Raw genomic sequence first — 12,463 nt, forward strand, 5'->3', positions numbered from 1 at the left:
AAAACAATGAAACAATATCAAACCATAGAATTTAGCATCGATAATAAAATCGGAACGATTAGTTTGAATCGTCCAGATATTCACAATGCTTTCAACGAAAGTATGATTGCAGAGATTATCGATTGCTTTGAAGAAATAGAAAAATTGGATTACAATACAATACGAGTTGTAATTCTGCAAGGAATAGGCAAATCATTTTGTGCGGGTGCCGACTTGAACTGGATGAAAGGAGTGGCAAATTATTCCTACGATGAAAACTACCTGGAAAGTTACAAGCTATCCATGTGTTTCAACGCCGTGTATTCGTGCAAGTTTCCAACCATTGCAATGGTTCATGGAGCTGCAATTGGAGGCGCAAATGGCCTACTTGCGGCTTGCGATTTTGTATTGGCTCACAAAAATACAGTTTTCTCTTTAAGCGAGGTGAAAATTGGAATTGTACCAGCTTGTATTTCTCCCTACGTGATAAAGCGTGTTGGTGAATACAAATCAAAAGAGTTGATGCTAACGGGGATGCGATTTAATGGAAAAGAGGCGCAAAAAGCAGGCTTGGCCAACTGGTCATTTGGAGAAAAAAAATTAAAAGCAAAGTTGGAAGATCTTATTTCCAAGCTAAAAACAAGTGGTCCTGTTGCTGTTTCAACATGCAAACAATTGATATATGATGTGGAAAATCAATGGACACATGAAGAAGCCATGGAGAATACAGCCAAAATGATAGCTGATTTGCGTCAATCGGAAGAAGGACAAGAAGGAATGAGTTCCTTTTTAGAGAAACGCAAACCAAATTGGACAGAGGACAATTAATATTTGTAGAGGCGCACGGCCGTGCGCCTCTACGAGAAAAATAAAATATGTATTACAAACGAATATTAATAGCAAACCGTGGTGAGATTGCCTTAAGGGTGATAAAAACCGCAAAGAACCTGGGAATACACACTGTAGCACTTTATTCAGAACAAGATAGAGATGCTGAACATGTATTGCAGGCCGATGAGGCTTTTCTTTTGAAGGGTGTTGGTTTGCAGGAAACTTATTTGAACGCACAACAAATTGTTGATGTGGCTCGCAAGGCAAAAGCTGATGCCATTCATCCTGGATATGGATTCTTGGCTGAGAATGCAGAGTTTTCAAAGCTTTGTGCAGATTCAGGTATCGATTTTGTTGGTCCTGATGCAAAAGCCATTGAGCTCATGGGGAACAAGGTAAATGCGAGAGAGTTTGCCAAAACCATTGGAGTGCCTGTTCTGGAAGGTGTTATTGGCGATCAGCAAACATTACTGGCAGCAAGCAAGAATTTGAAATTTCCACTATTGATTAAGGCTGCAGCTGGAGGTGGTGGTAAAGGAATGCGCATTGTTCATGAGCCTAAGGATATGCAAGCAGCCTTGGAATCAACATCGCGTGAAGCAGCAAGTTATTTTGGTGATGGAGCAGTATTGATTGAAAAATACATTGAAAACCCAAGACATATAGAGGTTCAGGTGTTGGCCGATAAACATGGGAATGTGATTCATTTATTTGAAAGGGAGTGTTCTATTCAAAGAAGATTCCAGAAAGTAATTGAGGAAGCACCTTCGCCAACACTAACGCCTGAGCTAAGACAGAAGATGGGCGAAACTGCCGTACTTCTTGCTCAGAAAATGAATTATAGCAACGCAGGTACCGTAGAGTTTTTGGTTGATGAGGACTTGAACTTCTATTTTCTGGAAATGAATACCAGAATTCAGGTGGAGCATCCGGTAACGGAAATGATTACAGGTATTGATTTGGTTGAGCAACAATTGTTGGTAGCGTCGGGTAGAAGCTTGCCATTGAAGCAGGATGAGGTGCAACTGAAAGGACATGCCATTGAGGCAAGAATTTATGCTGAAGATCCAGAAAAAGATTTTATTCCTTCGCCTGGAGAGATCAGTTTTTACAGTGCACCAAAATTGTTTGAAGGCAGGCTACGATTAGATTCGGCCATAACAGGTCCTTGTGTAGTTCATCCCGATTTTGATCCGATGATTGCCAAACTGGTGGTTTGGGATGAAAATCGAGACTTGGCCATTGAGCGTTTGCATTTGGCATTGCATGATTATCAAATACATGGTATCAAAAATAATATCATGTACCTGCATACACTTGTAAATACTGAATCATTTAAGCAAAACAAGATTTCAACTCATTTTTGCCAGTATCATGCTGATGAGTTGAATCAAATCATGTTAAAGGAAAAAGAAGATGTGCCTTCATTTCTGTTTCATATCAGCTTTGCTTTGTTTGAATTGTGTCCGAAAAAGTCTGATTCTGTATGGGACCAGATTGGTTATTGGCGTATGAATGGAACAAGGCTTCGTGTATTGGATGGTGAAAGCTTGGATGTTGAAATCCTGGAAAAAAATCCTTACCGAATAAAGATAGGAGAGTGCGATTATAGTTTGGAGAATCTTCAGATTGAAGAGAATTATATGACATTTGAATATGAAAGTGCTCGATATCGATTTTATCGATCGAAAAATTTAGAAGGCAAGAGTTTTGTGAGTTGTAGGGGAATTGTTCGTCAATTGGAGCGTTGGTCTGAGGTTCAAGCCAAACCTGGTGAATCATCGAATGATAATTCGGGAGCAATGGATGGAAGAATTCTATCACCAATGCCGGGAAAAATTGTGAAAGTGAAAGCAAAAGCAGGACAATTAGTTGCAAAGGGAGAGGTATTGGTTATTGTGGAAGCCATGAAGATGGAGAACAACATATTGGCACCTTTCGAAGGAAAAATTGAAAAGGTGTTTGTTGAGGAGGGTGAGCAGGTAAGGAATGAGACAGAACTGATTCGTTTATCAGCGAACTAGAAGTTTGCTTCGAAAGACGAAAAGGATAATTCGAAAAGCAGAGAGAATAATTCTACAAGAGCAAAGATTGGTTCAAGATACACTGTGAATAGTCTAGTGCGTTGGCAGGAGAATTCAGAAGACAGAGAGATTGATTCAGTAGGCTCGGTGTTCTATTCATAGGACACAAAGAAGAATTCTTTCTGCATAAAAATTCATTCAGAAGGTTCGAAGATGAATTCAGTAGACTGGGATCTCGATTCAGACGGTATGAAGCTAAATTCAGCGAACTTGGAATTGAATTCAGCAGAGTTGAAACCTGATTCAGTAGACTTGAAGTTGAATTCAAAAGATTAGATAATCGGAAAGATAAACATTGAGGATGACTAAAAGCGGTCGAATAGATAAAAAATAGAATATTAAATATTAAAACATACCAAAATGAAAACCAAAATCAGAATTGCAAATGCCGGAGGTTTCTGGGGAGATGATTTGGGAGTATTACGCAGACAACTGGAAGGTGGCGAGGTAGATTATATCTCATCCGATTTTTTAGCTGAAGTTACCATGAGTATCCTTCGAAAACAGCAGCTAAAGAACGAAGCCTTGGGATATGTTACTGATTTTGTCGATCAGATTGTAGATGTGGCTGATTTGATGAAATCGAAAGGTGTTCGAATGATTACCAATGCCGGTGGTATCAATCCAATTGGATGTGCCAGAAAGATTTTATCGGAGCTTGAAAAGAAAGGAGTTTCCTTAAAAATTGCGGTGGTTGATGGCGACAATATCGTTGATCGTATAGATGAATTTTATCCGGCGAAAGCCAATTTTAAAAATATGGATTCGGGTGATGATTTCGAATCGATTATCCAGAACATTCAAAGTGCAAATGTGTACCTGGGTGTACCTCCTTTGCTAAAAGCTTTAGAAAGTGGAGCCGATTTGATTTTAGCAGGTCGTGTTACCGATACTTCGGTTACCATGGCGCCAATGATTTATGAATTGGGCTGGGAGCTGAACGATTGGGATAAACTGGCTGCAGGTTTGGTGGCTGGTCATATTATTGAGTGTGGAGCTCAGTCGACAGGAGGTAATTTTACTGATTGGGAAAAAGTGGAACGTTGGGATAATATGGGTTACCCAATAGTTGAAATGAAACAGAATGGTGATTTTACTGTCTATAAACATGAGAATACTGGTGGATTAATAAGTGTAGACACCATTCGGGAGCAATTGGTGTATGAAATGGGCAATCCCGATCAATATATCAGTCCTGATGTAGTAGCCGATTTTACTCATCTGAAGCTGGAGGAATTAGAAAGTAACAAAGTATTGGTAAGTGGAGCCAAAGGTTATCCGTCTACACCTTACCTGAAAGTTTCAATGGCTTACGAGGATGGTTATAAAGCTACAAGTTCCATTGTGATTAGTGGAGGTAGGGTATTGAATAAGGCTCAGGAGTTTGAAAAGATTTTTTGGGATCGATTAGATACTGATTTCTTGAAGAAAAATACTGAGTTTGTTGGATACAATGCCTGTCATCAGCATCTGGCCGATCATATTGATCCCAATGAGATCTTACTTCGATTATCGGTTTACGATACTGATGTAGCTAAAATCAGGGATTTCTCAATGAGTATTGCTCCTTTGATTTTGAGTGGACCTCCAGGAGTTGCAGTAACGGGCGGACGAGCCAGAATGCAACAGGTAATTACCTATTGGCCAACCTTGATTCCTAAAGAATGTATTACATCAACCGTGCATGTGCTGAATGAACAGGGTGAGGTGATTGAAACTAATGACATTGGTTCGGTTTTGGGCTACGAAGAAGAGTTGACTTTTAAAGAAGCGCGTGAACATACCGAATATATTAATCCAGCCTGGGAAGAAGATCGATTGATAACGGTTGCTTTGCGCGATATCTGTTTAGGCCGCTCAGGTGATAAGGGAGATACTGTAAATATTGGTGTTTTAGCTCGTTCAGAAGAGATTTATCAATACTTGAAACATGATTTGACTGCAGAAAAACTTTCCGAAATGTTTTTTGGAATGGTGAAAGGAAAAATACATCGATACGAAATAGATAATTTATTGGCATTAAATTTTCTGTTGGAAGAATCGCTTGATGGAGGAGGGACAAAATCCTTAATGATTGATGCTCAGGGGAAAACATTTGCAACGGCCCTTTTGAATCAAGAAATCATGATTCCAGAAAAATTGCTTTCGTCAATGATGAAGGTTGAATCACAAAAATAATTTGTGAAAGTGCCTAATTGTATTGGGATAATTAAGAATTGTTATTAACTTAAATAGTGTAAAATATAACTAATGAAGACGACAAATATAAATAACTATGAGTCTTTACTTGGTTTTTATTAATTAGTACATAGAAAATGAATTTTGAATTAAACGAGGAACATAATATCATAAGAAAAGCTGTTCGCGACTTTGCGGAGCGCGAAATTAAGCCATTGGCAAAAGTGCTTGATGAGAAGGAGGAGTTTTCTTTTGAATTAACAAAGAAAATGGGAGAGATGGGATTGTTTGGAATGTTTCTTCCTGAAAAATATGGTGGACAAGATTCAGATTATCTTTCTTATATCATTGCTGTTGAAGAAATAGCAAGAGTTGATGGATCTCATGCAGCAACATTGGCTGCTCATAATTCTTTAGGAATTGGGCCATTGTATATGTTTGGAACCGAGGATCAGAAAATGAAGTATTTGCCATCGCTTTGTAGTGGTGAAGAGTTGTGGGCATTTGGACTTACCGAACCTGATGCAGGATCTGATTCTCGTGGATCAAAGACTTTTGCAAAGGACAATGGTGTGAATTGGGAAATTAATGGTTCTAAGATATTTATTACCAATGGATCTACTTCGATGTGTTCTGGAGTAACGGTTCAGGCTGTTACGGCTATTAATGGAGATGAGAAGGAATTTTCAACTTTTATAGTAGAAAAGGGTACACCGGGATGGTTGTCAAGAGCTATGCACGGAAAACTAATGTGGAGGGCTTCGGATACTGCTGAAATGTTTTTTGATACTTGTTGTATCCCCAAGGAGAATATGCTTGGCGAGCGTGGTATGGGATCAAAAATCATGTTGAATACATTGGATTCAGGGAGATTATCTATTGCTGCAATGGGATTGGGATTGGCTCAAGGTGCATTCGAAATGGCTTTGCAATATTCGAAAGAGAGAAAGCAGTTTGGAAAACCAATTGCAAAATTTCAATCCATTTCATTTAAGCTAGCCGATATGGCTACTAAAATTGAATTGGCAAGGAATCTATTATACAAAGCATGTTGGTTAAAGGACAATGGAAAACCTTTTGCCAAAGAGGCTGCAATGTCGAAATTGTATTGTTCCGAAATCGCCAAGGAAGTAGCTGATGAGGCGGTTCAAATTCATGGAGGATATGGATTGATGAAAGAATATCCGGTAGAACGTTTTTACAGAGATCAAAGATTATTGCAAATCGGAGAAGGAACTTCTGAAATTCAACGATTGGTGATTTCAAGATACATAATGGATGAATAAAAAGAATTAATGAATACAAGCTGCAAATTCCTAACCATTTGTAGTTTGTTTAACCCAAAATACCAACAATATGAGTAGAGAACTAATTCTGGCATTGAATCCTAGAATGCAATTTACCCGAATTGCTGTATATAGGATGAATACAACTGTATTTCTTAAAAAGATAAATCATAAACCTGAAGATTTTAATGGTTTCGATCGCTATGTTGATCAAGCTGCCTTGCGTGCAAAAATTATTCTGGATGAGCTAAGGAGCAATGATATTGCAGTTGAAGACATTGCAGTTGTAATAGGTCGTGGAGGTTTGCTTAAGCCTGTTAAATCAGGAGTTTACAAAGTAAATGATTCTATGGTAAAAGATTTGTCAAATTGTAAGTATGGCGATGATGTTGTAAATCTTGGTGGACTTTTAGCCAATGCAATTGCATCTGAATTGACTAATGCTGATGCATTTATTGCTGATCCTGTTGTTGTTGACGAGCTAGAAGACATTGCTCGAATTACGGGGCGTCCTGAATTCAAAAAGAAATCTATCTTTCATGCATTGAATCAAAAAATTGCAGCACGAAAATATGCCAAGAGTGTTTACAAGGAATATGAAGAAATGAATGTAATTGTAGCACACTTGGGAGGAGGGATTAGTATTGGAGCTCACCGAAAGGGAAAGGTAATAGATGCTAACCAGGCTTATGATGGGGATGGACCATTCTCACCAATCCGTAGTGGAAGTTTGCCAATGGGCGATGTGATTAGGGAATGTTTTTCAGGAAAGTACACTCAAGAGGAAATATTAAATAAGCAAACCGGGCAGGGTGGATTGTTTGCTCATTTTAATACTTACAGCGGTTATGATGTCTGTAAAATGAGAGATGCAGGCGATACAAAAGCAACTGAAGTTTTGGCAGCAATGGCATATCAAGTTTCTAAATCAATTGCATCAATGTATGCAGTATTTGAGGATGAACCTGTGGATGCGATAATCATTACAGGAGGCATGGCGAAGGATGAGAAATTTGTAAAAGCGATAAGGGCTCGTGTTGATAAAATTGCACCTGTATCTATTCAGCCAGGAGCAGAGGTTCTTGGAGCACTTTCCTATTATGGTAAGATGATTCTTCGAAATGAAACAGAAATTCTTGAATATTAAATAACACAAGCCGACACATGTCGGCTTTTTTTATGAAAGTCTTGAAATTAAAAAGAATATACCAAAATTATCCCCAATTGGCATGTGGTAGTTGAGAACCATTTGAAAATTCAATATGCACAAAATCAAACCATAACGAAATTTCTATTACTGTGGATAATTCATATGTTGTCATGAAAGTTCATTGTAGAATAAATTACTTTTTCACATTTCGAACTTTAAGCATGAATGAGTGCCATAATACGAGGCGACAAAAATCGATTTACGTAAGATAAAAATCGATTATAATAGCCTAATTCTCGTATTTTTAATGTAGCAAACCTCTTTATTCTAAGGTGTAAATCTCGCTAAGCAATTATTGATAAGCTTTTTGCATTCATCTATATTTATTGATGATAAGAGTAGGGCTCTTATTCACTCTATCATAAACTAAAAAGTATTAACCTTATATTCATGAATTATGAAAAAAGCTCGTTTATTTTTTCAACTTGTCGGCGTTGGAATTTTTACAATTTCATTAATAATTGTCAGCTGTACTAAGGAAGGACCAATGGGACCAGCTGGTGCAGATGGTACAGACGGGATTGACGGGGAAGATGGAAATTCTACCTGTATGGCCTGTCATAATACTACAACCAAAACAAATATTGAAGCACAATTCTCTTTATCTGTTCATAATGCAGGTTTGAATGCAGTTGATTATGCAGGAGGTAGAGCTTCATGTGCTGAATGTCACTCTCATCAAGGTTTTGTGCAATTTGCAACTACAGGTGATGTTGTAGGTAATATTTCAAACCCAACAGCATGGGAATGTGCTACTTGTCATGGATTGCATGAAACAATGGGAGCAGGAGATTATGCTTTAAGACTTAAAGATCCTGTTAATCCTATTTTTGATCCTTCTATTACTATGGATTTAAATGGTAATTCTAATTTGTGTGCAAATTGTCACCAATCAAGAAGAGCAGAACCTGCCCTAACCAATCCAGGTGAAGATACATTTAGAATTACAAGTACACATTGGGGTCCACACCACGGTGCACAAGCTAACTCAGTATATGGTGTTGGTTTTGCTGAGATTGAAGGATCTGTTGATTACCCTGAGGCTGGATCATCATTCCATTTGAAGCAGGCTTCATGTACAGGATGTCACATGGCTGATTTTGATAATGACAGAGATGAGGGAGGTCATACATGGAATCCTTCTTTAGTCGCATGTAATACTTGCCATGAGGCAAATGAAGAAGACTTCAACTACGGTGGAGTTCGATCTGATATTGCTGCAAAATTAGATGTTTTACGTGATGAACTGCTAAGATTAGGTGTTCTTGAGTGGGTTGAAGAAGATGAAGCCTATGAACCAGTACCTGGTACTTATCCAACTGTTCAGGCACGTGCTTTCTTTAATTGGGTTGGCTTATCGGAAGATAGAAGTTTCGGAGCACATAATCCAAAATATATTCGTGCACTGCTTATTAACACAATTGAAGCTGTACAAGCAGAACCAACTCCTGGAGTTTAATTTAAATTTGATCAATATAAAAAGAGGGTGTCCTAACAAGGACACCCTCTTAATTTTTATTCTAATACTTGAATTTAGGCTTTAATTTCTTCAACCTTAAATTTCAATTTTTCAATTGCTTTCTTTAAGTCTTCCTTGTTTGTTTTGTCAGCCTTATAAGTAATAGTTACTTTCTGGGCTTTAAAATCAACATCTAATTTCTTTACACCTTTCTCGAAAGGGATATTTTTCTCAATTTTCCCTGCACATCCCATGCAATCCATTTCTACTTTGAAAACAACAGTTTCAACTTTTTTGTCGCTGTTATTTGCTGCGTAAGATAAAGTTGATGTAATTACAATGCTTAATACTAATAGAGTACTTTTGAAAATTTTAGATAAATTCTTCATTTGTTTAATTTTTATTGGTTTAGATATATTAGTGTTTGTTTATTCAATTGTTAATCGTAATCCTACATAGAACTTTCTTTCCTGGATCGGTCCCCATATCATCGAAGCATCAAAATATTCTCCAAAAGGATCAGTAGCTCCAATTATCGGATTCTTTTGTGTATAGTTGCTAATGTTTTCAGCTCCCACATATATTTCCCAAATTTTAAATCTCTTTGTGACTTGAGCATTCATTAATGCATAAACAGGAGATTTTTCGCGTCTTTGGTACTGTTCCGGATTCGCACTTGTTGAAGGAATTCTCATATCACCATTAAACTGTGTGGTGAAATCGAATTGCCATTTGTTAAAGTTTGTAGCATAGGATGTTGTAATTAAACCCTTAAATCGATTTACATATGGTACCTTTTGGAATTGGTCATTAATGTCAGCTTTTACATCAGAAAAACGAATTGCTGTTGTTACATCAAATCTGTCGACAGGTGCAAATTTTAATTCAACCTGGTAGTTGTTTGCCCATGATTTGCCATCAAGATTATAGAATCTTACTTTATCAACGCTATTGTCTAAATCTGTAATGATCTGATTGTCGAATACGGTTCTATAAAAATCAGCCGAAAGTGTAAACCCTCTTTCAAATAAATCAAAATATTGAGTTAAGCTTAAGCCAAAGTTCCATGCTTTTTCTTGTTTGAGATCTTCAGCAATTTCCAAAGATCTGCTAGATGCTAATAAAAAGCTGTTTTCAGCAATTGGATTTGATGTTCTTCTACCACTACCAACAGCCAAACGTGCTGTAGTTTTTGGAGCAAATTGATATCTAAAATGCAAACGGGGAGTCACAAAACCACCATAGATATTGTGATCATCGTAACGTAATCCGGTTTGTAATGTAATGTTATCATTTGGTAGCCAAGTGTATTCCATGTAAGCACCGATAACTTTCTCAGTTCTGTCTGTTACAAGGTTATCTATACTTAAATGATCTTTAAAATCATCGTAAACATAGGATAAACCAGCAGTATATTTATGTTTTAGGTTACCGATATAAGACTGAAACAGCAGATTTGCATAGAAGTACTTTTGTTCTGCATCGTAGTTTCTTAGACCATAAAATGAGTTTTGCTCATGAGATGCAAAGTTTGTGATTAAGGCAACACTTTTGTCATCATCATTTGGCATGATATAACCAAACTTAGCAAATGCCTCGTACCTTCTGGTGTCGATATTAATACGGTAAGCGTTGTTCAAATCATTGGGTTGATCCTTTTTAAATCCTTTTTGCCCTCCAATTCTTTGTTCATCAATAAACTTGGCACCGAACTGTACTTTAAAAAATTCACTAGCGTCCCAGTTCCAACGATTAATGAAATTGTACTGAGTTACCATGGGATCATCTAGAAAATGATCATGATTGTGATCAATTTCCCGATCATTATCTTGTCCATGAGCTAAAATGGCCGTACTAAGCTTAGGTGATAATTTAGCAGAAGCTATCATGTTTACTTCTGCCATACCCATGCTGTTTGCAAAAGTATTTAAATAGAATTTTGGAGCGGTTTGTGGTCTCTGATAATTGATATTAATTTGACCAGTAATTGATTCATAACCGTTGATTACTGAACCCACACCTTTCGAAACCTGAATGGATTCCATCCATGGCCCAGGAACATATACCATACCATAAACAGAAGCTAATCCTTTAAAATTTGGATTCTTTTCTGTCATCATTTCAATGTATTTTCCTGTCAAACCCAAAAGTTTAATCGACTTAGCACCCGTTGCAGCATCTGCATAAGAGACATCAACAGAAGCATTGGTTTCGAAGCTTTCAGAAAGATTACAACAGGCTGCTTTACAAAGTTCTGCTCCTGTTATACTTTGTGATTGAATAGGATTGTCTCTATCCAAAATGGTTCCAAGTTTTCTTTCAGAAACAATAACTTCTTTCAATTCAATATTTGGATCTAATTCAATTAATAATTCTTGATTCTTATAATCATTAATATTGATTTCTTTGGTTTTATAACCAACGAACTGAACTACCAATGTCTTTGAATCATTTAATACATCAATAGTGAAATTACCATTCATATTGGCAGCGGTGCCAACGCTTGTATTTTTCCAAAATACTGATGCTCCCGCTAAAGGAATTTGTTCTCCTGAATTTTGTTTTTCTACAATTTTACCCTTAATAACAGTATTTTTTGCCATTGACAAAAAGGGTACAATTAAGAGGATTAGTGTTATTATTTTAATCTTCATGATAAAAATAAATTAATACAATACAGCTTCAAATTGTACACAATACAACTTGATCTATTTTATTAGTTTAGAATTTATTGCACGCGAATGTTACACAACGATAGTTTGAACATCATTATGTATTTTTAATTTTGGTGATTATGGAATCAACACAGGAAGGTGCACAACTTACACCTGTCGACTTGAATATAGTCATCAGGATAATCATCAACATAACCACTCTTTGTAATGGTAGTATTTGAATTTGAAGCTGTGTATAATGCATTCTCGAAAAGAAGCAAAGTCTCAATAACTATAGGAGCTTTACTTGTTTCAGTTAAAGTAGTATTAGGATCTGTTTTTAGATAAACCAGATTGTAATCACAACAAAGAAGAGAACCAAGCTCTGAAATTTTATGATGTTTTTTATCGTGATCATGTTGATCACAGCAACATTTACAGTCTACACTGTCAATACAATCAGCATCTACGGTAAAATGAATTTCTGAATGCTCGCAAGAAAAACAACTGTGCTTTATAAAGTGCACACCACAAAATCCTATTAGGTAAAATCCTAAAAGAAGCAATGTGATTATATTTCGAAGCATTTTTTTCATTTTCCGGATGTAAAAATAGATACTTTTTCAATATCCTTTACAACCTTAAGACAGGTAAAGATTAAAAAAGGGTGAAAAGGAACTGCTTTTTTTGTTAAAATAATGATAATTGATTCAGTCATAGCAAAAAAAAACAGACACTAATCTGATAGTGTCTGTTTAGATATTTTTGGTTTTAGTTATCTA

10 protein-coding genes are annotated in these 12,463 nt (G+C 36.7%); 7 read left to right on the forward strand and 3 right to left on the reverse strand.

The window, feature by feature from the left end; genetic code table 11:
* Window positions 1-6: 6 nt before the first annotated feature.
* The 7 genes from JCM15579_RS18880 to JCM15579_RS18905 all read left to right on the forward strand — a co-directional run bounded on the left by JCM15579_RS18880 (window position 7) and on the right by JCM15579_RS18905 (window position 9,027).
* Complete coding sequence (locus JCM15579_RS18880; RefSeq protein WP_054722695.1) at window positions 7-807, forward strand: enoyl-CoA hydratase-related protein; 801 nt, start codon at window positions 7-9, stop codon at window positions 805-807.
* 47 nt (window positions 808-854) lie between these two features.
* On the forward strand, window positions 855-2,834 hold the full coding sequence (locus JCM15579_RS18885; protein WP_054722697.1) for an ATP-binding protein: 1,980 nt from the start codon (window positions 855-857) through the stop codon (window positions 2,832-2,834).
* A gap of 213 nt (window positions 2,835-3,047) precedes the next feature.
* The gene (locus JCM15579_RS22080; RefSeq protein WP_262493546.1) at window positions 3,048-3,170 is read left to right on the forward strand and encodes a hypothetical protein; all 123 of its coding nucleotides are present in this window, start codon (window positions 3,048-3,050) and stop codon (window positions 3,168-3,170) included.
* Between the two features lie 84 nt (window positions 3,171-3,254).
* On the forward strand, window positions 3,255-5,072 hold the full coding sequence (locus JCM15579_RS18890; protein WP_054722699.1) for an acyclic terpene utilization AtuA family protein: 1,818 nt from the start codon (window positions 3,255-3,257) through the stop codon (window positions 5,070-5,072).
* A 137-nt stretch (window positions 5,073-5,209) separates the two neighbouring features.
* Window positions 5,210-6,358 (forward strand): acyl-CoA dehydrogenase family protein, encoded by a 1,149-nt coding sequence (locus JCM15579_RS18895; RefSeq protein ID WP_054722701.1) that lies wholly within the window; start codon window positions 5,210-5,212, stop codon window positions 6,356-6,358.
* 70 nt (window positions 6,359-6,428) lie between these two features.
* Window positions 6,429-7,505 carry a butyrate kinase gene (gene buk, locus JCM15579_RS18900; RefSeq protein ID WP_054722703.1) on the forward strand — a complete coding sequence of 359 codons (1,077 nt, stop codon included), beginning with the start codon at window positions 6,429-6,431 and terminating at the stop codon, window positions 7,503-7,505.
* A gap of 460 nt (window positions 7,506-7,965) precedes the next feature.
* Window positions 7,966-9,027, forward strand: a complete 1,062-nt coding sequence (locus JCM15579_RS18905; RefSeq protein ID WP_054722706.1) for a hypothetical protein — start codon at window positions 7,966-7,968, stop codon at window positions 9,025-9,027.
* A gap of 74 nt (window positions 9,028-9,101) precedes the next feature.
* Here the strand turns inward: JCM15579_RS18905 and JCM15579_RS18910 are convergent, their stop codons facing one another.
* From JCM15579_RS18910 to JCM15579_RS18920, 3 genes are all read right to left on the reverse strand, one after another.
* Window positions 9,102-9,416: a heavy-metal-associated domain-containing protein gene (locus JCM15579_RS18910; RefSeq protein WP_083464772.1), complete on the reverse strand. Its 315-nt coding sequence runs from the start codon at window positions 9,414-9,416 to the stop codon at window positions 9,102-9,104.
* Window positions 9,417-9,455: 39 nt separating this feature from the next.
* Window positions 9,456-11,681 (reverse strand): TonB-dependent receptor, encoded by a 2,226-nt coding sequence (locus JCM15579_RS18915; protein ID WP_083464773.1) that lies wholly within the window; start codon window positions 11,679-11,681, stop codon window positions 9,456-9,458.
* Between the two features lie 146 nt (window positions 11,682-11,827).
* Window positions 11,828-12,268, reverse strand: coding sequence for a hypothetical protein (locus tag JCM15579_RS18920; RefSeq protein WP_157471559.1), 441 nt, complete (start codon window positions 12,266-12,268; stop codon window positions 11,828-11,830).
* Window positions 12,269-12,463: the final 195 nt, after the last annotated feature.

It is taken from the genome of Marinifilum fragile JCM 15579 (genome assembly GCF_001310955.1).
In the GTDB taxonomy this organism is placed as follows: domain Bacteria; phylum Bacteroidota; class Bacteroidia; order Bacteroidales; family Marinifilaceae; genus Marinifilum; species Marinifilum fragile.